The organism is Agromyces luteolus (assembly GCF_009729855.1).
In the GTDB taxonomy this organism is placed as follows: Bacteria; Actinomycetota; Actinomycetes; order Actinomycetales; family Microbacteriaceae; genus Agromyces; species Agromyces luteolus.
The window spans coordinates 200,736-225,589 of sequence record NZ_WODA01000017.1; the positions used below are offsets into that span (position 1 = coordinate 200,736).

18 protein-coding genes and 2 tRNA genes are annotated in these 24,854 nt (G+C 72.5%); 2 read left to right on the forward strand and 18 right to left on the reverse strand.

The genetic code is table 11. The features are described from left to right. Positions 1–204: 204 nt before the first annotated feature. On the forward strand, positions 205–2,001 hold the full coding sequence (locus GLX25_RS09645) for an acyl-CoA dehydrogenase family protein (RefSeq protein WP_155842264.1): 1,797 nt from the start codon (positions 205–207) through the stop codon (positions 1,999–2,001). 486 nt (positions 2,002–2,487) lie between these two features. Here the strand turns inward: GLX25_RS09645 and GLX25_RS09650 are convergent. The 3 genes from GLX25_RS09650 to GLX25_RS09660 form a co-directional block, all read right to left on the reverse strand. Beyond that, a tRNA-Met gene (locus GLX25_RS09650) sits at positions 2,488–2,561 on the reverse strand. 33 nt (positions 2,562–2,594) lie between these two features. Continuing rightward, a tRNA-Thr gene (locus tag GLX25_RS09655) sits at positions 2,595–2,666 on the reverse strand. 76 nt (positions 2,667–2,742) lie between these two features. Then, entirely contained in the window at positions 2,743–3,261 is a 519-nt protein-coding gene (locus GLX25_RS09660) for a DUF4190 domain-containing protein (RefSeq protein WP_155842265.1), read from the reverse strand. A 341-nt stretch (positions 3,262–3,602) separates the two neighbouring features. Here GLX25_RS09660 and GLX25_RS19150 point away from each other — a divergent pair, with 341 nt between their 5' ends. Then, positions 3,603–6,014, forward strand: a complete 2,412-nt coding sequence (locus tag GLX25_RS19150) for a BTAD domain-containing putative transcriptional regulator (protein WP_155842266.1) — start codon at positions 3,603–3,605, stop codon at positions 6,012–6,014. Between the two features lie 42 nt (positions 6,015–6,056). Here GLX25_RS19150 and GLX25_RS09670 read toward each other — a convergent pair whose 3' ends face one another. The 15 genes from GLX25_RS09670 to GLX25_RS09735 all read right to left on the reverse strand — a co-directional run bounded on the left by GLX25_RS09670 (position 6,057) and on the right by GLX25_RS09735 (position 24,825). Continuing rightward, positions 6,057–6,626, reverse strand: a complete 570-nt coding sequence (locus GLX25_RS09670) for a phage tail protein (protein WP_155842267.1) — start codon at positions 6,624–6,626, stop codon at positions 6,057–6,059. A 2-nt stretch (positions 6,627–6,628) separates the two neighbouring features. Next, positions 6,629–8,572 (reverse strand): putative baseplate assembly protein, encoded by a 1,944-nt coding sequence (locus GLX25_RS09675; protein WP_155842268.1) that lies wholly within the window; start codon positions 8,570–8,572, stop codon positions 6,629–6,631. After that, a complete protein-coding gene (locus GLX25_RS09680) occupies positions 8,569–8,982 on the reverse strand; it encodes a GPW/gp25 family protein (protein ID WP_155842269.1) in 414 nt (137 codons plus the stop codon). The genes GLX25_RS09675 and GLX25_RS09680 overlap by 4 nt, the downstream gene beginning before the upstream one ends. A 27-nt stretch (positions 8,983–9,009) precedes the next feature. Then, positions 9,010–10,836 carry a VgrG-related protein gene (locus GLX25_RS09685; protein ID WP_155842270.1) on the reverse strand — a complete coding sequence of 609 codons (1,827 nt, stop codon included), beginning with the start codon at positions 10,834–10,836 and terminating at the stop codon, positions 9,010–9,012. Next, complete coding sequence (locus GLX25_RS09690) at positions 10,820–11,584, reverse strand: CIS tube protein (protein ID WP_155842271.1); 765 nt, start codon at positions 11,582–11,584, stop codon at positions 10,820–10,822. The genes GLX25_RS09685 and GLX25_RS09690 overlap by 17 nt, the downstream gene beginning before the upstream one ends. Before the next feature lie 11 nt (positions 11,585–11,595). Beyond that, positions 11,596–12,039 carry a phage tail protein gene (locus GLX25_RS09695; RefSeq protein ID WP_155842272.1) on the reverse strand — a complete coding sequence of 148 codons (444 nt, stop codon included), beginning with the start codon at positions 12,037–12,039 and terminating at the stop codon, positions 11,596–11,598. A gap of 14 nt (positions 12,040–12,053) precedes the next feature. Continuing rightward, positions 12,054–14,318 carry a hypothetical protein gene (locus GLX25_RS09700; protein ID WP_155842273.1) on the reverse strand — a complete coding sequence of 755 codons (2,265 nt, stop codon included), beginning with the start codon at positions 14,316–14,318 and terminating at the stop codon, positions 12,054–12,056. Between the two features lie 159 nt (positions 14,319–14,477). Beyond that, entirely contained in the window at positions 14,478–14,636 is a 159-nt protein-coding gene (locus tag GLX25_RS18380; protein WP_165307598.1) for a DUF6760 family protein, read from the reverse strand. Continuing rightward, positions 14,633–15,106, reverse strand: a complete 474-nt coding sequence (locus GLX25_RS09705) for a hypothetical protein (RefSeq protein ID WP_155842274.1) — start codon at positions 15,104–15,106, stop codon at positions 14,633–14,635. The genes GLX25_RS18380 and GLX25_RS09705 overlap by 4 nt, the downstream gene beginning before the upstream one ends. After that, a complete protein-coding gene (locus GLX25_RS09710; protein WP_155842275.1) occupies positions 15,106–15,552 on the reverse strand; it encodes a phage tail protein in 447 nt (148 codons plus the stop codon). Before GLX25_RS09710 ends, GLX25_RS09705 begins: the two co-directional genes overlap by 1 nt. A gap of 58 nt (positions 15,553–15,610) precedes the next feature. Beyond that, entirely contained in the window at positions 15,611–17,182 is a 1,572-nt protein-coding gene (locus GLX25_RS09715; protein WP_155842276.1) for a phage tail sheath family protein, read from the reverse strand. A gap of 129 nt (positions 17,183–17,311) precedes the next feature. Continuing rightward, positions 17,312–21,211, reverse strand: coding sequence for a phage tail protein (locus GLX25_RS09720; RefSeq protein WP_205719856.1), 3,900 nt, complete (start codon positions 21,209–21,211; stop codon positions 17,312–17,314). Positions 21,212–21,283: 72 nt separating this feature from the next. Then, positions 21,284–22,000: an eCIS core domain-containing protein gene (locus tag GLX25_RS09725; protein WP_155842277.1), complete on the reverse strand. Its 717-nt coding sequence runs from the start codon at positions 21,998–22,000 to the stop codon at positions 21,284–21,286. A 133-nt stretch (positions 22,001–22,133) separates the two neighbouring features. Further along, positions 22,134–24,185 (reverse strand): ATP-binding protein, encoded by a 2,052-nt coding sequence (locus GLX25_RS09730; RefSeq protein WP_155842278.1) that lies wholly within the window; start codon positions 24,183–24,185, stop codon positions 22,134–22,136. A 1-nt stretch (position 24,186) separates the two neighbouring features. Further along, the gene (locus tag GLX25_RS09735) at positions 24,187–24,825 is read right to left on the reverse strand and encodes a Pvc16 family protein (protein WP_155842279.1); all 639 of its coding nucleotides are present in this window, start codon (positions 24,823–24,825) and stop codon (positions 24,187–24,189) included. Positions 24,826–24,854 lie beyond the last annotated feature (29 nt).

The window sequence follows — 24,854 nt, forward strand, 5'->3', positions numbered from 1 at the left end:
GCCGTGACACCGATGTTAGGGAACCCGGTAAGGGCACGGCCAGCCCCATGCCCCAACAGGCAGGCATCGATGCCCCGCGCGCCCGCCTCGGGCGGGCGTGCCCGACTGCCGGGACGCACAAGCCCGGCGCCGGTTCGACCGACCTCGTTCGTCGATAGCGACAGATTCGGCCCGCACCCGGATGCCCGCGCCTACAGTCCGAAGATGACTGATTTCCGTCCGCCCGTCGCCGACCTGGCGTACGCGCTCACGCACGTCGTGGGATACGACCGGGTCGCCGAGCTTCCGGGCTTCGAGCACGCAGACCTCGACATGGTCACCGACATCCTCGAGGAGGTCGGCGGCTTCATGGCCGAGGTCGTCGCCCCCACCAACCGCGCCGGCGACCTCGAGGGCGCCCGCCTGAACGCCGACGGCACGGTGACGACGCCGACCGGGTTCAAGGAGGCGTACGCCGCCTACGTCGAGGCGGGCTGGGGCTCGGTCCCCCTGCCGGAGGCGTTCGGCGGCGGCGACTTCCCGCGCACGATCGGGCTCGCCATCCAGGAACTGATGATGGAGGCCAACATGGCCTTCGCGCTCGCGCCCCTGCTCACGCAGGGCGCGATCGAGGCCCTCCTGCACTACGGCAGCGATGAGCAGAAGCAGGCGTGGCTGCCCAAGATGGTCAGCGGCGAGTGGGCCGGCACGATGAACCTCACCGAGCCGCACGCCGGCTCCGACGTGGGCGCCCTCTCCACGAAGGCCGTGAAGCGCGCCGACGGCACGTACGGCATCACCGGCCAGAAGATCTTCATCACGTTCGGCGACCACGACCTGAGCGAGCAGATCGTGCACCTCGTGCTCGCCCGCACGCCCGACGCGCCAGCCGGCACCAAGGGCATCTCCTGCTTCATCGTGCCGAAGTTCCTGATGAACGACGACGGCTCGATCGGCGAGCGCAACGGCGTGCACACGGTCGGCGTCGAGCACAAGATGGGCATCCACGGCTCCCCCACCTGCGTGCTCTCGTACGAGGACGCCACGGGGTACCTCATCGGCGACGAGAACCTCGGCATGCGCATCATGTTCGTGATGATGAACAGCGCCCGCCTCTCGGTGGGCACGCAGGGGCTCGCCGTCGCCGAGCGCGCGTACCAGCAGTCGCTCGACTACGCGACGGAGCGCATCCAGGGCCGCGCGCTCGGCGCAACGCAGGACTCGCCGATCATCGACTTCCCCGACGTGCGCCGCATGCTCATGACGCAGAAGTCGTACATCGCCGCGCTCCGCCGCATGATGCTCCTGAACGCCGTGCAGGTCGACATCTCGACCCACCACCCGGATGCCGCGACCCGCGCCCGCGCGGACGAGATCGTCGGCCTCCTCACGCCCATCTGCAAGTCGTTCGGAACCGACCTCGGCAACGAGCTCACGTCCCTCGCGCTGCAGATCCACGGCGGCATGGGCTTCATCGAGGAGACCGGCGCCGCCCAGCACTACCGCGACGTGCGCATCGCCGCGATCTACGAGGGCACGAACGGCATCCAGGCCGCCGACCTCGTCGGGCGCAAGCTCGGCGTCCGCGGCGGGGCGTCGTTCCTCGAGTTCATCGCGACCATGCGCGAGCTCGACGGCGAGCTGGCGGCCGCGGGCGACGAGTTCGCCTCCATCCGGGCGCAGCTGAGCACGAGCCTCGACATGCTCGAGCAGACCACCGCGTGGATGCTCAGCACCGGCGCCTCCGACCCCAACTCGGTGCTCGCCGGCTCCAGCCCGTACCTGCGCATCTGGGGACTCGTGGTCGGCGGCTGGCTCCTCGCGAAGTCCGCGCTCGCCGCTCGCGACCTCGACGGCGACGCCATCGCGGCGACGCAGCTGCCGCTCGCCCGCTTCTACGCCGAGCAGCTGCTCCCGGCGGTCTCCGGCCTCGTCCCCGCCGCGACGGCCGGCTCGCGCGACCTGTTCGCGCTCGACGCCGACGCGCTCGGCGACGTGGTGCGGCGCACGGCGCGCGTCTGACGCCTCGCCCGGCGAGATCGCGGGGGTCGTGCCGGTCGGCGCGGCCCCCGCGCGGCTGTCAACTCAGCTCGTCGCTGAGCGTCAGGGGCCGAGTGCCGTATCAGGCATGCACGAAGTCTGCGCTTTTGGCATCGCGAAATCGGGATTATTGTCATACTCAGATCGGAGTTCTTGGCAGGCTCGGATGTGGGATTCCGACAGGCAGCCGACGATGCGGGAACGCCCGTTCCCGCCAGGGAACGTCCTCACCGGCGTACGCGGTTCCCGCGCTCAGCACCCCGCGACAGCCGATTCCCCTCATCGCCGAGCGTGCGGTGGGGCTCCTCGTCGATGCCCAGTCGGGCCCGATGCACGAGGCCCTCGGCTACGGGCTCGAGCTGAGGGAGTCACGCGGGTACAGCGACCCGATGGCGTGACGCGGACCGGCAAGCTGTTCCCATGTCCGCTGGAAACGACAAAACCCCCGGATGACCGGGGGTTTTCCTGTAGCGAGGGCGGGACTCGAACCCGCGACACCACGATTATGAGCCGTGTGCTCTAACCACCTGAGCTACCCCGCCGCGAGGCTTCTCCGGCCGGGCCGGAGGAACCAGAGCCCCGAGTCAGGATTGAACTGACGACCCCTTCCTTACCATGGAAGTGCTCTACCACTGAGCTATCGGGGCGTGCGCCGCTGTCGCGGCAACCACACGAGAATATCACCTCGGCGCGTGTGCGCTAAATCGTGGGTCGGCTGCCAGGTCAGAGGCTCGTCGGCACGCCCGACGTGAATGCGGAGCCCGCGAAGACGGCCACGATGAGCAGCACGTAGAGCCCGATCGCGACGAGCATCCCGATCGTCAGGACGTAGCCGAAGATGAGCCCGGTGAGGGCCGCGCCGGCGCCCTGCTCGCCCGTTCGGCGGATCTGCGAGCGGGCGATGTGGCCGCACACGATAGCTGCGATCGAGCTGATCGGACCGAGGAGGAGCGCGCCGAGGCCCAACCCGAACGCGACCCACGCGAGCACGTTCTGCGGCGCGGTGACCGGCGGCGTCCAGGGGGCGGGAGCGGCGCCGTACGCGGACCCGTGGGCGGGAGACCCGTAGGCGACCGGCGCACCGTACGGGGCGACCGAGGGCGCCGGCGCGGATGCCACGGGGCCGGGCGCCGCAGGCGCCGCGAGCGGCGCGGTGCCGTACGACAGCGTCGGAGCCTCGGACGCACCCGCGGGCGGGGCCGGAGGCGCGGGCGGGAGGGGCGGCGGCGTCTGGGCGCTCATGCGGTGCGGCTCCGGTTCGGGTCGGGGAGGTCGGTGGGTCCGGCGGCAATGCTATCGCCCGCGACGACGGCGGATCGAGGCATCCGTCGCCTCGAACCTCGGATGCAGGTGCCTGCGCCGGGCCCGACCGCACCTTCAGGGACTGCACCGATGCGAGCGGTCGGCGGCCTCGGTAGGCAGGAACCCGGAAGATCGACCATGCGGCGATTGCGGAGCCGGGATCCGTTGCGGCAGCATGGCGAGGGAACCGGCAGTGCACGATGGCGATTCGGGGACGCGACGCACGGCCGCCCGGGGGAACGGTCCCGGGTCGGTTGGTCTCCCGTCTGCATGCGCGGCTCGTGTCCGTCGTCGCACCGGCCGGCGCCGGGAAGACCACGCTCATCAGCGGCCTCGGTTCCGTGCTGGGCAGGACGTCCGTCGTCACCGTCGATCCGACGCATCCGCACCCCGAGCGACTCGAGGCGGCGATCGACGCGGCCGCCGCCGCCGGCGCGGAGACCGTCGCACTCGACGACGTCGGGTGCGCACCCGGCACGCCCGTCGAAGCGGCGCTCGCGCGCATCGTCGGCGATTCGACGCGGATGCCGCGGCTCGTGCTCGCGTCCCGCCTCCCGTTGCCCTCCCCCGTCGTCCATGCCGCGGCCGATCGAGCGGCGACGATCACGGCGCCCGACCTCGGCCTGCGCATCGACGAGATCGCGCTCCTGTTCGGCGAGGTCGCGGGTCGGCGGATCGGCCTGGGCTGCGCATCGCGCGTCGCACGGGAGACCGCCGGCTGGCCCGCCCTCGTCGAGCTGCTCGCCCGGCGCGCGCGACGCGTCGACCCGGACGCCGTCGAGTCCGTCGTGGAGTCCGACCTCGGGTCCGACTTCGCTGCCGGGTGCCTCGAGACGGCGCTCGATTCGCTGCCGCGAGACGTCCGCCGCGCCCTCGAACGCACGAGCGAGCTGCCGAGGCTCGACTTCGCCGAATGCGCCCGGGTCCTCGGCGCACCGGACGCCGGCCGCCTGCTCAGCGCGGTCGACTCCGGGTCGGTGATGCACGAGGTCGTGCTCGGTCATCGCGTCGTACCTCCGGTGCTCCGCCGCCACCTGAGCGAGTGCCGCACGCTCGCGGTGGATCCCACCGTGCCGCAGGCCGCGGAGTCGGCGAGCGCCCGCCGGCGATCCGCCGAGGCGATGCCGCCCCGGCCGCACGCGGCGCCTGCGGCGCCCCCGGCCGCCCCGGCGACGCGGCCGCCCGCCCACGCCGATGTCGCGCGCCCACCCGACCGGTCGCGCACGCCCGTCGTCGACCCGTTCGAGGCCGCCCTCTCCCGGCTGCGCCGCGGCGACGTCGTCGGCGCCATCCCCTTCCTCCGTCGCCTCGTCGACGGGGGCGCACCGGGGCAGGTCAGGTCGGCACGCCTCGCGCTGCTCGTGATCCGCGAACCGCTGAGCCCCGGTCACGTGACGCTCGACGCGCTCGCGGCCCTCGAGCGGGAGTGCGTCGAGGCGGCGGACCCGCGGCTCGCGCCCGCCTGCCAGGGCGCGATCGCGGCGATCGCCGGCCTGCCGCAGTCGGCCGTGCGCGGGATCGTCGCCTCGTGCGACTCGGCCGGCGAGCCGTTGACCGCGGCGACGGTCGCCGGAGTGGACCTCGTCGTGCGACTCCGGCGCGGGCAGGCGACCAGCGCCCAGGCTGCGGCCGTCGCGGACCGGTTCGATCGCCTCGGCTACGGGGACGTGGCGGCGTGGTCGCGGACCTGCGGCGCGCTCGCCGCGGCGGCTTCCGGCTCGGCGCAGACCCGCGACCTGATCGTGGAGGCGGACGGGTCCGTCCGATCCTCCGGTGCGGAGGGCGCGCGGGCGCTGCTCGAGGTCGCGCAGTCCCTGGCCCCCGACCGTGCGGCGACGTGGTCCGGGCCCCGCCCCACCTGGCGACGACGCGCGCTCGAGACCGGGCTGCCGCGGCTGCCTTCGCTCGTCACCGACGCCTTCGCGCGGCAGCCGCGCCCCACCGGCGGTGAGTGGTCGGAGGCCGCCGGCTCCCGCCTGCCACGGCTCACGGTCGAGTGCTTCGGCGGATTCCACCTGCGAGCCGACGGCGCCGAGATCGACCTCCGGCGGGTGCGCCCGCAGGCCCGTGCCCTGCTCCGGATGCTCGCGCTGAACTCGGGTGCGCCGGTCCACCGCGAACTCATCGCCGACATCCTCTGGGGCGACCTCGGCACCGACTCGGCGGTGCACGCGCTGCACGTGAGCGTGTCGAGCCTCCGACGCGCCCTGCCGCGCCCGCGCGCCGACGCCGACAGCTCGATCGTCGAACGCGTCGGCGAGGCCTACCGGCTCGGCGTGCTCGATCGTCGCGACTGCGACCTCGCCGACTTCGACGATCACCTCGCCGAGGCGGCAGCGGCCAAGCGCCGGGGCGATGCCGAGTCGGCGGCGCACGGGCTGCGCGCCGCGCTCGACCGCTACGCCGGCGACGTGCTCCCCGAGGACGGGCCCGCGGAGTGGGTGACCGGCGCTCGCGAACGGTACCGGCTTCGAGCGTCCGAGGCCGCGGCCTCGCTCGCGCACCTCGAACTCCGGCTCGGCTCGGCGCGCGCCGCGGTCGCGACCGCCACCAGGGCCGTCGACATCAATCCGTGGCTCGACGAGGCGTGGCGCACGCTCGTCGAGGTGCAGCGCCGCTCGGGCGACGTGCTGGCCGCCGAACGTGCAGCCGAGGGCTACCGCCGCATGCGCGTCGAGCTCGGGGTCGACTGACGGTGACCGCAACGGCGGGCCGTCAGCCCGCGACCGGCACCGTCAGCCCGCGACCACGACAGTCAGCCCGACCGGCAGGTGCGCGGGGACCACGGCCGCGGCGACGCGCTCGAAGCGCCGCTCGAGCACGGCCCGGTCGCCCGTCGGCACCGTGACGGTGATCGCCAGGCGCAGCTCGTCCGATCCGGGCAGCGGCGTCCCCGGCGTCGGCGACCAGGCCGTCGCCCCCGACTCCTCGAGCTCGACCTCGGCCTCGGGTCCGGCGGCGAGCCGAAGGGCGTCGCGGATGCCGCCCGGCGTCCCCGCGCGTCGGTGCAACGCCGCGGCGCCCGCGACGATCGAGCGGCGCTGCTCCTCCGTCCACGCATCGTCGAGGGCGACGTCGACCCACGTCGCGAGCCACTCGAGGAAATCGACGGGGGCCACGGACGGCCGGACGTAGGCGTCGAGGTTGTCGAGCACCGCGTACACGGGCGCGATCGAGTCGTCGAACGCCGTGATCCACTGCATGAGGAACCGGTCCTCCTGCAGGATGCCGGGCAGCCGCTGGCCGATCGGCACCGGGTTCGCGAGCGGCATCCGGTTGATCGGCTCGTTCACGATCCCGCGCATCGTCACACCCCCGACGTCACCCGGACGCTGTGCGCGAAGCTGTAGACGAGGGCGGATGGCGCGAGTCCGATCCGCTGCACCGGCTCGCCGCGTTCGCCCGTCGCGGGATCGGCCTCGAACAGCAGGACGTCGTCGACCAGCTCGGTGCCGGGCAGGCCCTGGAGCACGGCGTACACCTCGCCCGCGAGCACCGGGCGTCCGAAGGGCCATCCGGTGCCGTCGTTGCCGCCGTGGATCGGGTCGAAGTGGCGGTAGAGCGTGGCGAGCGCCTCGTCCTGCAGCCGCTTGACGGCCACCCGCGGGCCGGCGACCAGTCGCGCGACCACCGTCACGCCGCGGTACTCCGGCGGCTCGATGACCAGTCGCGTGCCCGCGATCCGTCGCGTCTCGAGCTCGTCGGAGATGGCCTCCAGCAGCTCCGGACCGGGTTGGAGGTCGGCGTACTCGATCCGCCCGCCCGGGTCGACCGCGACGGTCGGCACCACGAGCAGCCGGACCCCGGCGCCGCCGCCGTCGTCCACCGGGAGCGCGCGCGTGCGGCCGACTCCGGGCGCCGCGCGCTTGGCGAGCTGCTCGAAGTCCCCGAGCGTCACCGCCCGGTCGCGCGTGCGGAGCGCGAGGGGACCGCGCACCTTCGCCTCCTCGACGGTCTCGCCGTCGGTGCCGTCGTGCGCCGCCTTCCGGTTGACGGCGCCCTTCACGAACGGCACGGTCGACCGGAGCACCGAGAGGCTCGCCGCCGAGACGTTGCCGTCGAGTCCGCCGCCGACCCGGTACCGCGGCACGCGCAGCGGCGCACCCTTCGGCGGGACCGCGCCGTACCGGCGGAGGCTCCCGTCGGGCTCGCGGACGGCGGGCGGGAATGCCACCGTGCCGTTCGCGCGGTCGACGACCACGTGCCGGTCGTCCTCGCCGGACCCGGCGAACGAGTCGACCTCGGTCCACTCCTGCCATCCGCTCCCCGAGCCGACCTCGACGACGAAGGCCTCGCCGTCGTCGACGACCGGACGCTCCTGCAGCGCGAACGACTGCCCGGGCACGCCCTCGGAGAGGCCGAGGATCTCCTCGTCGACCGTCCGCGCATGCATCGCGACGGCGACGCCGCCCACCGTGTCCGCCGACGCCTCGCGCACGAGCGGCGGCTGCTTGTAGGTCGGCACGCCCTCCTCGCGCTCGACGATGCGGCACCGGATCCACCCGGCGTTCTCGTCGCCGATGACGGATGCCACGTGGTCGCGCGCCACGATGAGGCGCACCTCGCCGGCCTGGTTCAGTCCGCCGGTGCGGTCGGAGACGAGGTCGCACGGGGTCCACCCCGAACCGTTCCACGACTCCCACACGGTCGGCGGGTCGCTCGGGTCGACGCCGACGCCGCGGACGGTGCAGTCGAGCCGGATGCCGATCGCGAGCCCGGGCGCCGGCTGGTCGAGGCCGATGAGCAGCTCGTCGCCGGTCTTGGGCGGCGTCGAGAAGGCCTCCAGCGGGTCCGATCCGAGTCGCGCACCGCGGACGGTCGCGTGCTCGCCCGACCGGCTCCCGACGTGCGCGAGCGATCGGGGCGGGATCCGGAGCTCACCGGTGGTCTGGAAGACGATCGACTCCGCCTGCTCGTTGCGCGGGGTCGCGACCTCGGTGCGGGCCGGGACCACGACGACGTCTGTGCGCGGGGCGGCGAGCCACATGACGACGTCGGCGGTGGCCGCCGTCGGCGGGTAGAGCGTGATGCCGATGAGGTCGAGGAAGGCGACGTAGAGCTTGTCGGGCACGCGGTTCAGCCGGTAGAACAGCTCGTCCGTCATGAACGCGAACGTCTCGATCAGGGTGACGCCGGGGTCGGAGACGTTGTGGTCCGTCCACTTCCGGCAGCGCAGTGCGGCGAGCCGCTTCGCGTCGTCGACGAGGTCCTGGAAGCGTCGGTCGTCGAGGTTCGGTGCTGGCAGGCTCATTGCGTCGCCTCCGATGCGCGTTCGGGGATCACGTAGAAGGGGAAGACCAGGTTGCGCGGGTCGTTCGACCCGCGGATCGCGTAGCCGATGTCGATGAGGAGCAGCCCCTCGTCGGCACGTCCGTAGGAGACGGCCACCCGGGTCACGTCGATCCGCGGCTCCCACTGGCGCAGCGCGGTGCGCACCGCGTCGCCCACGGCGCCCGCCGTCGCCGCGTCGGCGGGCGCGAAGACGTAGTCGTGCACGGCGCACCCGAACTCGGGTCGCATGGGCCGCTCACCGGGCGCCGTCGCGAGGATCAGGTGGATGCTCTCCTCGATCTCGTGCTCGTCGGAGGAGAGCGCGATCCGGCCGCCCGCGTCGACGTGGACGGGATACGACCAGCCCCGCCCGACGAACTCCTGCGACATCTCCGTCCCTCCGTTCCCGTCTCGGACTCAGTTGATCTTCACGAGGCTGCCCGACACGACCGTCGACCCGGAGGACGACAGCTCGGCCGAGGCCTTCCCCGTGAGGGAGACCTTCGCGCCGCTCAGGTCGAGCGACGTCGCACCCTCGATCGCGACCTTCGGCGCCGAGAGCTTCAGCTCGGACTTCGCCTCGACCTCGACCTTCGTGCCCGCGACCGACACGTCGCCGGAGGCGGTGACGGTCGCGTCGCGCTCGGCCGTGACCTCGACCGGGCCGGCGGAGATGATCCGGATGCCCTTGTCGGCGGTCTGCGTAAGGGTCACGTGCTGGCTGCCCTCGTTCGTGGACACCCGGAGCGACTCCTCGCCCGGGCGCTCGAGGAACTCGACGAGCATGCCCGTGCGGGACGCGAAGCTGCGCCGCACGACGGAGCCCGACTCGACGGCCGACGCCCACCCGCCCTGCGGCGCGTCGAGTCCGTTGTAGAGCCCGCCGAGCACGACCGGGCGATCGAACGACCCCGACTCGAAGGCCACGAGCACCTCGTCGCCCACCTCGGGCATGACCATCGACCCGCGATCGCCGCCGGCTCCGGCCTGCACGACGCGCGCCCACCCGCTCACGTACTCGTCGGAGAGGATCGGGAACGTGAGCCGCACCCGGCCCTCCTCCTCCGCCCCGCCGCTGCCCTGCACGTCGCTGACGAGCGCGCTGACCACTCCCGGCATCGACGCGGCGGCACCCCGGTCGGGCCTGGTCCCGGCGCCGAGCAGGGAACGGTCCGACGCGTCGCTCACCGTGAACGACGTCGTGTAGCCCTGCTCCGGCGTGAACTCGTGGCGCGACTCGGTGACGACGTAGCGCCCGTCGAACGGCGCCCCGAAGCCCTGCAGGCGGACGGCGGTGCCGGATCGGATCCCTGGGTTGCCGAGGATCTGGGCCTCGATCTCCGCGAACCCGCCCGCGATCCGCGCGGAGAGCGACTCCGCCAGCCGGTCCTGCGGCTGCTGCGCGCCCGTCCCCGTGCCGCTCACGTAGCGGGGGCTCGAGAACACGTTCGCGACCTTCACGGGGTCGAGCGTGGGCAGGTCCGCCGATTCCGTCTTCGCCGGTGCCGTCGAGACGACCTTGTCCTTGGCGGCGACGTCCCAGCCGCGGACCTCGACCTCCGGCACCTGCTCGGCGCTCGTGATCGTGGACCGGAGGTAGATGATGTTCCGTCCGTGCTCGATGACGATCGGGTCGTCGACCGCCGTGGCCGTGTCGTCGGACGCGGTCGTCGCGGCGGTCGGGGGCCCGAAGTCGAGCCGGCCCTCCGTGACGGCGAACACGCAGCCCGAGTCATCCGCCAGTCGTTTCAGGAACACCCAGTCGCTGATGTCGTCCTGCGTGGTGTGCGCCCGCACCGTGGGCGGACCCGAAATCGTGCCGGCCCGGAGCCCGGCCCGCTCCGCGACCTTGCGCACGATGTCGGCCGTCGACATGTCGACGTACGCCGCGATGCGCCGGCCGCGGAACAGCCGGTGGGAGGCGTCGAGTCCGCGGACCCTGGTGCGGAGCTCCCCGCCGACGTCCTCGCGATCGAGCGCGGTCACCTCGCCCTCGAGGAGCTTCCGCTGCCCCTCGGCGCCGTTCTGCGAGACGCTCAGCACCACGGCGGCGCCGATCTCGAACCCGCCCTGCGCGAGCACGGTCCCCGCCGAGTCGAGGAACTCGAGCTCGAACGAGTCCGGCAGGTTCGCGGCATCCGTCACGCGACTGCTCGCGAGCACCGAGGAGACCTCGGGCGGCAGCGTCGAACCGGCGACCGAGACGAGCACGAGGCTCGTGTAGGCGTCAACGGACGAGGGCACGGGCGATCTCCTTCCTCGCGATCACGCGGCCGTCCGCGCGCGAGAGCTCCTCGATCGTCGGCAGCAGCACGGTCGTGCCAGGGCGCAGGCGCAAGGGGTCGTCGATGCCGTTCACGTCGGCGAGGTCGCGCCAGCGCGCGGGGTCGCCGTACTCGGCGTAGGCGATCGCGGCGAGCGAGTCGCCCTCGCGCACCACGTGCGAATGGCGCGGCTGGAGGCCGCCGGAGGTCGGGTTCTGCTTCGACGGCTCGTTCGCGAGCTCCTCGAGCGCGACCGTGCACACGGCGCGGAGCGGCGTGCCGTCGGGCGAGAACAGCGTGTACTTCGCCGCGACGCTCTTGATGTACCCGACGAAGCCCGTCAGCACGCCCCAGCGGAACTTCACCCACGGCGCCGACGGCCGGTTGCCGTCGACCGATGCGCTCGTCGGCGTGCACGCCTGGAACAGCGCCTCGACCCGCTTGACGACGCTCCCGTCGCGCTGCCGGGTCTCGTCGAAGTACATCTCGACGCTCATCTTCTGCGGGTCGGGTCCCTGGTACGTCGTCGGCGGCGCGGAGGCCGACTTCTTCTGGCTCTTGCTCTCCCACTTCGCCGATTTCGTGACGGTCAGCTCCTTGGGGTTCAGCTGGAAGTCGATCGTCGTGATCTTCGCGCCGACCTTGCCCGGCTTCTGCCCCGGCTCGTGGACATCGATGGCGGCGTGCACGAGGCTCGTCGTGTCGGATGCGGTGGTCGTGATGGGCATGTCGTTCCGCCTCAGTACGTCGAGCCCGTGCGGACGAAGCCGTTGTGGGCGATCTCGAGCGACTCGGTGAGCACCTTGGGCTGGTCCGGGCTCAGCGCCGGGCCCGTCCACTTCACCGGGATGACGTCGTGCAGGTCGTAGGCGGCGACCGGCTTGTTGTCGGCGCTGCGGATCTCGATGCGTCCCGTGCCGCGCGACGGCCCGGTGACCGCCGCGACGACCCAGTTCACGATGGTGTCGGCGGTGTCCTTGCTCACCGGGCGCGACAGCTTGATGTTCGGGTACTTGAGTCGGGTCGGGAACTGCCACACGAAGCCGTTGTTGCCGCCCTCCTCCCTCGACTCGAGCACCACCTCGACGCCGAGGCCGTCGCAGGTCGCGAAGTCGCCCAGGTCGTGCTCGTCGAGGTGCACGAGGTAGTGCACGCCGACGGCGATCTCGGTGTCGGTGAGCATGTCGCCTCCTTCGTTCAGATCCCGTCGATGCGGATGCCGCGGCGCTCGCGATCGAGCAGGAGCTCCGCCTTGATGCGCCGGACCAGCGGGCCGTAGATCCGCCGCACGAGCTGTTCGACCTCGCCGGCCCCCGCGGTGCCGCCGCCGAGCGCCGCGCCGGCGGCGGCCGCGGCGTCGTCGACCGCCGCGGCTGAGGCGCCGCGCGCCGAGTCGGCCGCCTGCTCGGCCCGCTCGCGGAGGTCCGATGCGGTCGAGGAGGCGGCGTCCCGCGCCCGGTCGGCGGCGCCGGATGCCGCCGCCTCGACGCGCGACCTCGCCTCGCCGGCGGCCTCACCGAGGTCGGGCACGCGTCGGCGGAGCGACGAGAGGTCGGGCAGGTCGCCCGCGCCCGGCATCGACGGGATCGACGGCAGGCCGAAGCGCTGCACCGCGAGCGGCCCGCGGGGCGGCGACGTGGCGGACGCGGGGGTTCCGGCGGCCGCCACGGACCGCTGCACGGTCGCGCTCGCCGGCGCCGTCAGGACTGAAGCCGCCTCCCGCGGGCCGGGTCCGGACGGCGTCCCGCCAGGCATCGGGTCCGCCGATGCACCCGATCCGAACCCGGACGGCGCTGCCGGCGCGCCGGTCGCGATCGGACGTCCGGATGCCGCGTCGACGAGGTCGGCGACGCTCGCCGCCAAGTCCGGGCCCTCCCGGCCCACACCGGCCGGCGGGTCGTTCCCCGCCTCGGGTGCGACGACGCGCGCGACGACGACCCGGCCGCCCGCGCGTCCGGCAGCGGGCGCCCACGCCGACGCGCCGGTGACCGATGGCACGATCCGCCGGGACGGCGTGAGCGAGACCGTCGGGAGCGCGGCCTGCGGTCCGGGCAGGTCGCCCCCGGCGCCCAGTCGCTGCACGACCGCGGAGGCGCCGACCAGGCCGCGGGCCGCGACGGGCGTGGCGGATGCCTCAAGCGATGCGGAGGTCGTGGGAGTCGCGTTCGTCGCTTCGACCCCGTTGCCGTCGCCCTCGCGGTCGCCCGATCGCGCGGAGGAGGTCGGATCGGTCCCGTGCTCGATCCCCGTGTCCGTCGCCGCCAGCGGGAACCCCGATCCGGGGTCGGCCCACCCGGATGCGATCGGGCCGGGGCCGGGCGCCGACATCCCCGTGCCCGGGCCGCGGTCGCCGAGCAGCGGCAGTCCGGTGACGACGACCTCGTCGGAGGCCGCCCATGCCGACTCGGTCTCCGGCTCCCCTGCAACGGCGCCTGCCGCGGGCGACGGGTCGGGCGAGGTCGCGTCGTCGATGGGATGCTCCGAGCTCGGCCTCGACGCCTCGGCGCCAGGAGATCGGTCCGCGCCGTCCGATTCCGGGCTCCGCTGCACCGCCGCGGGCGCGAGCGGCGCACCGAGCCCCGGGCGCCGCGCCGCAGACGGCGCCGGCGGCGCCGGGAAAGGTGCCGTCGGGACGCCCTCGCCGGCGGCCGGGCGGTCGATCGGCGGATCGACGGTCCGTGCGGCGATCGTCGGCACCTCGCGCCCACTCGGTCCGCGACGCGGTGCGAGCGGCTCGGGGCCGGCGGGTCCGTGGGAGTCGGCGAGCTCGTCGGCGGGGGCCGACGTGCGCTGCACGGGGAGACCGCCCGGAACGGGCCCGGCTCCGAGCGGGCCCGTCGCCGGTGCCCTGCCGGCCTCGGAGTCCGACGCGACGCCGCCGATCCCGCCCGGGCGGGACGCCGTCGAGCCCGACCGCGGGTCGGCGCCGAGCGTCGGGGCCGCGGGTCCCGGTCCGTGCGGTGTCCGCTGGACGCGGGCCTGAGCCGTGTCCGGCGCGGCCTGGTCGTGCGCGGCCCGGTCGGGTTCGATCCGATCGGGCGCGGCGTGGTCGTGCCCGGCGTGGTCCGGCGGTGCCGGATCCGGCGCCGTAGTCGCGGCGGCGTCGTCGGGGACGGAGTCCGACCACGAGTCGCTCGCGCCCGCCGTGTCCGCGGCCCCCGTTGCATCCGTCGCCTGCCCCACGACCGGCTCGGGCTCGCCCGCCCGCTGCACGGCGACCGCACGACCCGTCCGACCGCCCGATGGAGCGGGAGCACCCGACGGCCTCGGCCGCAGCGGGAGGTCGACCGCCGTCGCGCGCTGGACCGGCGCGCCGAGCGCCGCATCGTCGACCCCGACGGTGCCCGACGGCGCGCGGGCGTCGACGAGATGCCCCATCGTCCCGAGCGACGCCGGCACGACCCGGGTCGGCAGCGCATCGACGAACCCCGGCCGCAGCGTGGCCGGCGGAGCGCTGTCCACCTCACGCTGGAGCGGCGGGAGGAAGGCCCAGCCGGCGGGGGCGACGGCCGTGGCATCCGTCGCTTCCGAGGTGCGCGCGGCGCCAGAGGCATCCGTCGGAGGCGGGTCGGCCGCAGCCCTGCCCGTCCGTTCGGTTCGCTGCCACGGCCACCGCACCGCTCAACCGCCCTCGTTCAGCCGCGTGTTGATCGCCGCGATCTCCTGCACGTAGCGTCGACGCGCCGTGTGCTCCATGTCGAGGATGTCCTCGAGCGACCAGTGGAAGTGATAGGCGACGTACGCGACCTCCTCATGGATGCGGTCGGCCGGGTACGTCATGATTCCCCCAGGCGCCCACCGGCGAGGTCGGCCGTGAACCGGTGCGAGCACTCGGGGCACGTCACGGCGATGCGGGTGTGGCCCTCGGCGTTGATCCGCCGGTAGAAGTCCTGCAGGAACGCGACATCCGACGCGAACATGTTCTCGATCACCGAGCCGTCGACCGAGGGCAGGGTGCCGAGCGACGTGATCACGCGGCCGAGGAGCACCACCGTCGTGAACGCCGGGTTCTCCTGGACGCGGGCGTCGTACAACGGCAGCAGTTCGTCGCGCGCCGTCGCGAGGCGCATGACGCCCCGCCGGTGCACGGTCCCGTCCTGGCCGACGTAGCCGCGCGGCAGCTCGAAGGCGAACTCGGTCCGCATCACGCCGTCGTCGGCCGCCGCCGGCCCCGCCGAACCGGACCGCCCCGGGGCGTTCTCCACCCCGGGCGCGGTCGTGCTCGGCATCGTCGCGATGACCCGCTGCATCAGGTCACCTCCGACTCGTCGAAGCAGATGGTGAACTTCTCGGTGGCCTGCTCGGTCGCGCCGGCCTTCAGGGAGTTGATCTCGACCGAGCGCACCCAGCAGTTGCGGAACTCGTACTTCTTGAGCGTGCCGCCCTCGTAGTCGAGCAGTTCGACCGAGGCGTTCTTGCGGGCGCCGGCGACGTCGCCGTTCATCACGACCTTCAGCCAGTCGCTGATCGTCTTGGACTCGGTGAGTCCGCGGGTGACCGTGAACTCCCCCGTCTTGGCGCGACCGATCAACTGGCGGGCCACGTACTTGCCGTCGGCCAGCTGCTGCTTGAGTTCGATCTTGTCGACCTCGTTCTTGAGGCCCGCGACCTCCGTGACCTTCGGGATCTCGATGCCGTCGATCGTGACCTTGAACGCGTAGGCCGGTGAGGAGTCGAAGGAATCGGCGAGTGGCATGGCATGCTCCTGGGTTCGGTTCGGTCTGTTCGGATGGTGGTCGGGGTTGCGCCCGGAGTCACTCGGTCACGAGGCTCGTGCCGCCCGAGAACTGCGAGAGCTGGAAGACGACGAACTCGGCCGGCTTCACCGGGGCGACGCCGATCTGGCACACGACCTGCCCCGAGTCGATGACGTCGGCCGGGTTGGTCTCGTCGTCGCACTTGACGAAGAACGCCTCGTCCGGCGTGCGGCCGAACAGGGCCCCCTTGCGCCATTCGCCGATCAGGAACGCCGAGATCGAGCGGGTGAGCTTGCCCCAGAGCGCCGGGTCGTTCGGCTCGAACACCGCGAACTGCGTGGCGTTGAGGATCGACTTCTCGAGGTAGTTGAACAGCCGTCGGATGTTGACGTACCTCCACGCCGAGTCGCTCGAGAGCGTCCGGGCCCCCCAGACCCGGATGCCACGGCCCGGGAAGCTGCGGATCGCGTTCACGCCGATCGGGTTGAGCAGCTCCTGCTCGGTGCGGGTGAGCTGGGTCTGCAGCTCGACGGCGCCGCGGACGATCTCGTTCGCGGGCGCCTTGTGGACGCCGCGCTCGCTGTCGTTGCGCGCCCAGAGGCCCGCGATGTGGCCCGACGGCGGTACGGAGCGATTCACGCCGGTCGCGGGGTCGAGCACCGTGAACCACGGGTAGTAGAGCGCCGCGAACTTCGAGTCGTGGCCGGACTTGTTGCGCCGCCAGTCGACGATCTCCTGCGCCGACAGGTCCGGCGGCGGGTCGAGGATCGCCATCCGGTCGCCCATGAGCTCGCAGTGGGCGACCACGGCCTTCTGCACGGCCTGGACCGTGGTGAGGTCGATCGCGCCCTGCTGGAAGGCCGCCATGAGGTCCGGGATCGCGACCATCGTGACGTCCTCGACCTCCTCGAGGCCGCTGAAGCCGGTCCGGTCGGACGAGTCGCCGATGTAGTCGCGGGCAGCCAGCCCGTCGAGCACGACGGGCTGCTCCTCGGGCTCGGGCACCTCGAGGTCGAAGACGCCGTTCTGCGGGCGGACGGCCCCGGCGGCCGCGTCGGCCTCCTCGACGACGACCGCCTTCGACTCCGCGAGCTTCGTCACGACGAAGTTCGGGCTCGCGGGGCTCGCCGAGACGCCGTCGTACACCTCCGGTGAGCGCCCCTCGACCGTCACGGCGATCTTGAAGCTGCCCTCCTCGGCGCCCTCGGCCTCGGTGTCGCTCACCTCGACCTTGACGGGCTTCGCGTTGGGCGAGGCGTTCTTGGCCGTGAAGACGTAGTTGCCGATCTTCGCCGTCTGCGGGCCGGCCGGCAGCTGCTTCTGGGAGCCCTTGCGGCCCCCCTTGCCTCCGCCGCCGTCGCTCGAACCGGCGCCGACCCGCACGATGTAGCAGTTGCCGCCGCCGTTCAGGAAGTAGCCGTAGACGGCGTACGCGAGGTACGCGCCTTCGACGAGGCCTCCGAACTTCTCGACGTACTGGGTCCAGTTGGACACGAGGGTGGGCTGGTTCTCGGGGCCCTTGGGCGCCAGGCCGATGAACGCGGCGACCGCGGTGCCGACGCCCTCGATCGGCCGGGTGCCGGCCTCGATCTCCTGCACGTACACACCGGGAGAGAGGTAGGTGGGCATCGGAGGCTCCTTCGCTGGATCAGGTCTCTCCAGCGTCCGCGCGCGCGTGCCTCGACGTGCAGTCTGTCGGTGCGTGCGGGTGGGTAGTCGTGGCTGCGCGATCGGGCAGGTCGATGCCGCACTGGACGGCTACGACCGCGCACCGTTCCCGAGCTGCTCGGCGCGCAGCGGAGCGGATCGGTTCAGGCGGTCGAGCTTCTCCTCGACGTCGAAGGCGCCCACGCCGTGCGTTCCGGCATTCATGTTCAGCCACTCATTGATCGCGTACACGCGGTTGCCGACCTGTACCTCGGGCTCACCGAACGATCGGAGGCGACGCTCGATCAGCGGCCAGACATGGAGTGGCTGCACGGTGATGCGCTCGCGCAGTTCTCTCAGCTTCTCATCGCTGGTCAGGTCGATACCGCCAGTCGCCTGTCGCCAGACGGAGGCAGCGTTGAGGGTGACCGTCACCTGCTTGTTCACCACTGCTGCATCGAAGGAGTCCTTCATCCTCTTCACGCAGTGATCGCACGGGAGCCTGTTCATGTCGATCACGATCGGGGTCGGCCCGGTGCTCGGCAGCGATCCGGTTCGACGCTCGCGCGCGATGCGCTGGAGCAGTGCGGGAGCTCGTTTCTCGATGTGCATCTCGGCGTGACCGCGCCCTCGTCCACTGAAGCCGTTGGCCGGCCCGAAGCGTCTGCCGTCGCCGTAGCTCACGAATGCCGATGTCGTACCCGTCAACATGCGCAACTTGAGCGCGAGTGCGAGAACTTCCGAAGCGGAGGTCGCCAACTCGATCCGCTCCGCCACACTGGCACTCGCGTAGACCGCGGGAGGCTTCGACTTCGTGCCGGGGTCGAGCCGCAGGCCCTTCAGACCGAGCGGTTGGAGCGTACTCCACGTCGCTTTCAGGGCAGCGTGGGCTTCCTTGGCATCCGCGAACGATCTGCCTTGGAGCATGTTCGCCGCTCGACGCTTCACCTCGGCCGGTGAGAGCTTCCCTTCGGCCGGTTGCTCGCCTTTGGACCGGATGGAGGCGACCTTCCCCTTCGCCCAGGCCTTCCCGGCCTCGACCTTCCCCTTCGCCCACGCCTTGCCCGCGGCGACCTTCGCCTTGACCTTGGTGCTGATGCCCTTGATGCCGCGGATGATCGGGCCGGCGACCTTCAGTCCGGTCTTGATGAGGAAGTCGAGGGCCTTGTTGATCGGCCGCTGGATGGCCTGGATGATCGAGCGGATCTTCTCGCCGATGCCGCCGATGCCGAGGACGCTCGCGATGAAGCCGATGAGGATCGGCACCATCTGGCCGAGCGCGCTCTCGACCTTGTCGACCACGACGCCGACCCGGCCCTTCGCGATGTCGACCACGCCGTCGATGACCGTGTTCACGAACTGGGCGATGCGGGCCGCGTTGTTCACGAAGAACATGACGACGTCGTAGATCAGCTTGCACGCCTTGATGAACGCGGCGGCCGGGTTCAGCAGGCTGATCAGCCAGGTGATGCCGGCGGTGATGATCTTCGTGATCACGAAGTCCTGGATCTGGTCGACGATCATCGCCTTGATGTCGCCGATCTTCTCGACGAGCTTGTCCCAGAGCCCCGCGATGCCCTGGTCCTTGATGACCTGGAAGATCTCGACACCCCGCTCGACGGCCGCCATGGCCGTCTCCCCGATCTGACGCACGAGCCGGTTGCGGATGTTCGCCCAGGTGAGGCCGAACACCGAGGCGAGCAGCTTCACCACGCCCTTGAGGTCGAACGTGTCGGGGATCTCGATGCCCGCGTCGCCGAGCTGCCCGAAGAGCCATCCCATGAGGCCCTTCTTCAGGTGCGTGGTGATGTTGGCGAAGAACTTGTCGATACCGCCCTTGATTCCGCTGATGAGGTTGCCGAGGAAGCCGACCGGGTCGCCGACGATGTCGCCGACCACGCTCGCAGCGCGGGCGAGCGCGTTCCTCAGCATCGCTGCGAGTTCCCGGATGGTGTTGATGACCGCCTTGATCGCACCGATCGCCTTGTCGACGAGGCCGCGGTTCTCGGCTTGGAGGGCTTCGATCCGCTCGTCGAGTCCCTTGCGCGCCTCGACGTACTTCGTCGCGAGCGCGTCGACGATCTCGTTCTGCTTGTCCGCGACCTCGCTCTCGAGCTGGTCGAACCGGTCTCCGATGTCCTTCGCCGCCTCCGAGCCGACCTTCTGCAGGTCCCGCGGGAGCGACTTCACGTAGCTCGCGATCTCGCTGCGGCCCTTGGCGATCCGCTGCTTCGCCGCGGTGAGGGCCGAGCCGACGATGTCGGCGACCCTCGAGATCACGCCGTCCATCTGCGCGAGGTAGAGCTCGCGACCGGCGACGTAGAACTCGTTGACCTTGTCGGGCATCCCGAAGAGCTTGTCCTTGGCCCAGCGGAGTCCGCCGAGCCATCCGCCGTACCGGTCTCGCTTGTAGGCCGACATCTTCGCCGCGACGTACGTCTCGAAGCGCGCCCTCGCTGCAGCCTCGCCCCGCTCGAACTCCGCCTCGACCTTCGGGTCGATGCCGTCGAGGATCTTCTTCACGTCGGTCTCGGTGGCACCGAAGATGCCCTGGATCCTCGCGGTGACCTCGGCGCGCCGCTGCTCGTCCTTCGACTTCGCCTTGCCCTTCTCGGCGACGAGCCTCGCGAGCGCGGTCGCCTTCGTGCCTTGCATGCCCTGCACGCCGGCCGCGGTGGTCGCGCCGGCCTGGGCCTTGCCCTGGGCGATGGTCGCCTGCTCCTGTGCGCGGTACTCCGCCGGCGCGGTGTCCGCGTGGGCCGCCGCGGTCCGCTTGTCGGCGAGCGCCCCCTGGAACTCGGGCTCGCCCGACTTCGCGAGCTGCTCCTCGGTGACGTTCGCCTCGGCCATCTCCTGATCGACCTCGTGCTTGCCGGCCTCGAGGTTGACCTGCTCCTGCGGTGCGGGCTTCGGCACGGCGCCCGCTGCGGGGATGGCGGCGACCTGGCCGGGGTTCTCGACCGCCATCGGCGTCACGGGCTTGGGCACGGCCTTCGACGGGTCCGGCGGCGCGGCGGTGGCCTCCTCGATGTCGTGCGCCGATCCTTCCTTCCCCTGCGTGACGAGCCCCTTGACCTCGCCCTTGACCTCGCCGGCCTTGCCGGACTTCGCGTAGTCGTCCGCTTGCTTGAGCGTCTTCGGCGACTTCGCCTCGATCGCGGTCTTGACCGCCGCGATGAACGCCTTCTTGTCGAAGGTGCCCGGCTGCTGGGCGTCCATCGAGTCGACCTTGGCGGCCTTGGCCTGGCCGGCGACGTCGTCGCTCGGGGCCAGGGCGGCGCCCTGGGCCTCCTTCGCCTTCGACGCGGCGGGCGGGTGCGCCCGCTTCGCCGCCGCGAATCCCGCGACCCTGCTCCTGACCCGGGTGAACGCCGGGTCCTGGGTGGGCCGTACCCCGGGCGGCGCCACCGGGGGACGCAGGAGCTGCTCGCCCGTCAGGGGCGTCGGCCCCACGGCCGCCCCGGGGGCGCCGCCGCGCGCCGCGCCCGCGCGAGGTACCGGGGCGGCCGCGGGCCTGCGTGCCGCGGACTTCGCCGCGGCCGCCCGTCCGAGCGGCGACACGGGCGGCACGGGCTTCTTCGGCGGGACCGGCTTCTTCCCCGGCACCGAGCTCGGACCGAACCCGGTCAGCGTCACCGCGAGCGCCGAGGCCGGCGGCTTCAGTCCCTCGAGGTCGACGGGGATGCCCGCGGCCTTCGCCCGCTTGAGCCCCTTCTCCACGCGATCGATGTCGGGTTCGTCCCGTCGCAGCTCGACGAGGGCCCCGTCGATCTCGACGACGGCGTCGCCGCTCGGCCGTCGCCACTTCGCGGCGACCAGGGCGCTCACCGCGGCGTTCCCGGCCGCGCGCTGGAGGGCGAGGATCGCCTCGCCCCCGGGCGGCGGCGCGCTACCCCGGCCCGCGTTCCGTCGCGCCGCGGCGAGCGCGGCGGTGGTCGCCGAGCGGATGCCGCCGGGCGGATGTCGATCGACGGCCGGTCGATCGCGTCCCGTCTCCACGGCGAGTGTCATCGACGACGGCTCCGGTCAGGTGTCGTGCGTCGGTCCGGGCGGGGCGGATGTCTGCAGCATGCCGTTCGCGGCTCAGCCGGCCGCTTCCTCCTCCGGCTCCTCCTCGGCGCCCTGGCGCTGCACGAAGAGACCCTGCACCGCCTCCTCTTCCTCCTCCTCGCCCTGCCGCTGCACCGTGGGAGGCGCGCCAGAGTCGATCGCGTTCCGCTGCACCGGCGCCGGCTCCTCCATCGCGCGGGTCGCGTTGTCGGACGCCGCCCGCTCGAATCGGTCGCCGGGGTCGCTCACGCTGATGCCGCCGCCGGCGGGCGACCCGTCGACCGGGCCCGAGCGCTGCTGCATGACGTGGGTGAGCTCGTGCGCGATGGTCGTCCGGCCCGCGCTGCTCGACGGATCGTAAGCGTCGCGCTGGAACACCACGTGCGAGCCGACCGTGTACGCGTGCGCGTTCACGGATCGCGCGGACTCGTGCGCCGGGGCATCCGTGTGCACCTTCACGTCGCCGAAGTCCGCGCCGAGCCGCTGCTCCATGTCCGTCCGCAGCCCGGGCTCGAGCGAGGCGCCGCCCGACGAGATCACGTCGTGAACGGGCGAGCGTCCCTCCTCGACGAGGTCGCTGACCGCGCTGTTGCCCGCCTCGCGCTGCAGGCGGAGCATCCCGGCGGGTCCGATCGCATCCGCTCGACGGGCGGCGATCCCGGCCGCGTCGGTCGCGACCGAGCTCTCGCGCGCGGTCTCCGCCTTCCGGACCGCCGCCGGTTCGGCGGGGTCCCAGTCGTGTGCGTGCATGGTCCACCTCCACGATCGCCCGATTCCATTGCACCGCCCCGGCGCCCCTCGCGGGCGAGGTCTGCCCTTTCGGGCACCTCGAACCGCCCGTACCGTCGCGCGGCGGACGGGCCGGGCGGGAACGCGGGTCCCGTCATCCGCTCCCCACCTCGGCCCAGTACCGCCCGAACTCGCGCTCGACGACGAGCCGGCCGAGCTTGCGGTACTCGCGGTGCACCGCGACGATCAGGTGCCGCATCCGCACGGTGCCGCGCTCGGCGGCCGCCAGGTAGGCGGCGGTGATGGCGGCCGAGCGGATGGCTCCTCCCGCGAGCTCGAACGACTGCCCGAGGAACTCCAGGTCGATGTCGTCGTCGCGCCCCAGCCGGCTGCCGAGGCTCCGGTCCCACAGCCGCGAGCGGTGCGCGGCATCCGGCATCGGGAAGTCGACGATGACGTCCAGGCGCCTGGTGAACGCCTCGTCGATGTTCGCGCGCAGGTTCGTCGCGAGGATCGCGAGGCCGTCGAAGGTCTCCATGCGCTGCAGGAGGTAGGCGCTCTCGACGTTGGCGTAGCGGTCGTGCGCGTCCTTCACGTCGCTCCGCTTGCCGAACACCGCGTCGGCCTCGTCGAACAGCAGCACCGCGTTCGTGCCGGTCGCGGCCCGGAAGATCCGCTCGAGGTTCTTCTCGGTCTCGCCGATGTACTTGTCGATCACCGTCGACAGGTCGATGACGTAGAGGTCTAGGCCGAGCCCTCCGGCGACGACCTCGGCCGACATCGTCTTCCCCGTGCCGGAGTCGCCGGCGAACAGCGCGACGACGCCGTGGCCGCGGCCGCCGCCCGGACGCATCCCCCAGTCCCCCAGCACCTGCTCCCGGTGCCGCGCCCGCAGTTCGATCTCGCGGAGGGCGTTCAGCGGCGCCGCCGGCAGGACGAGGTCGTCCCAGCCGACCCTCGGGTCGACGCGACGCGCGAGCCGGTCGAGCGCGGACGCGTTCTCGGCCCGCGCCCCGGCGGCGAGGTCGTCCGCGGTGAGCTCCCCGGTCCGGGAGACCGTCGCCTGCGTTCGCGCGGTGCGCGCGGCACGCTGCACCTGTTCCGGTCGGAGCCGGAACTGGCCGGTCACCTCGGCGATGTCGATGGACTCTGCGCTCGGCCCGAGGAGGTCGCGCCACAGTCGGGCCCGGTCGTCGACGGTCGACGGTTCGACGTCGATCATCGCCGGGAGTTCGCGCCACCACGTGGGGTTCCAGGTCGAGTCGCCGATGAACACCGTGGGCTGCGGCGAGTCGGCGAGCACCTCGACGAGGGCCGCCGGGGTCTCCTCGGTGAGCGGCCCGACGATGAGGCCGGAGCCGCGGAGCCGGGCCTCCCGCACCGCGGCGCGCGCGAGCGGGATCGCCTCCTGCTCGCCGCCGAGCCGGGAGAGGTCGAGGAAGAGCGCGCCGAGCCCGTGGGAGCGGAGGCCGCGATTCGCGACGGCCTCGCCCGATCCGGTGGCCGGCTCCCGCAGGTGGATGAGGCGGATGCCCGCCGCGAGTGCGGCGGACACCCGGCTCGGGTCGCCCCATTCGACCGACGACGGGTCGCGGAGCACCCCTTCGAGTGCACGGTCGGGCCCGTCGTCGCCGAGCAGGTGCCCGACCACGCGATCGGGGACCCGCACCGCCCGGCCGGGCAGCGGCCGATCGTCGTCCTCGACGACGACGAGCCCGCCCGACACGAGCGGCCCCGAGATGAGCCGGGCGCGATCGGCCGCCGACGTGAGGGGCACGCCGCACAGCTCGAGGGCGAGCGCGAACGACGGTCGGCGCCGCCCGACGTCGTCGTTGAGGTACCCGAAGAAGCGCTCGAACCTGGGGTCGAGGTCGGCCGCCAGCGCGATCACGAGCAGGTCCTCGTCGATCGTGCCCAGCCCGAAGGCCTGCGAGAGTCGCCGGAGCCGGAGCGCGTGCCCGGCGGCCTCGGCGAGGTCGGCGGCCTGCTCGGTCTCGGCGAGTCGAGCCGAGGCATCCGACCAGTCGGGCACCCCCGGTGCCCCCGCCAGCAGCCGATCGACCATCTCGTCGCTGAGGTACAGCCCTCGGAACGGGTCGTCGGGCTGCGGGTCGACCGCGCGCCGCGCGGCAACCAGCCGTCGGATCCGGTCCTCGATGACACCGACCCGACCCAGCAGGTGCACGATACCGGGGTCGGAGATCATGTCAGCTCCTCGAGCGCTTGCCGCCGACGCGGACGCGCGGCCGGCTGCGGACCTCGTCGGGCACGCCGAGCGAGTCGGCGCTGATGCGCGTCTCCACGCGATCGACGGGCGGACCGACGGGGTACGAGATCCCCCGCGTCATCGGCGCGGTGATCACGACGTCGAGCGACGGCTTGAGCTCGCCGCCGAGCGACGACCACACGTCGGCGAACGCGCGGTCCTCCGGCGGCGGCAGCGCCACGTTGATCGAGCACGGCAGTCCGGTCTCGGCGAGCGTGTCGACGACGAACGAATCGGGCACCGCGTCGTACTGCAGGAAGCACCGCAGCAGCGCGTCGAGCAGGCGATGCTCGTCGTCCGGCCGCTGGGTCCACGCCGTCACGAGGTAGGAGAGCTTGAAGAACCGTGGCGCGGGGACGCGGCTCGTCACGGCGCCGTGCTCGTCGCGCTGCTCGGTGAAGCCGTGCTCGCGGCGGCGCACGTCCTCGCGGATGTCGTAGAGGAAGAGGTCGACCGTCGGCGCGTTGCGGCGGGCCGCCCACTCCTTGGTGGGCGCGTCCAAGGCGACCTCGATGTCCGCGGCGATCCCATCGGAACGCCGCACCAGGGCGCGGATCGCGTCGTCGATCTCGCCGATCATGCGTCAAGTGTCGGCCCGCCGCCGCGCGA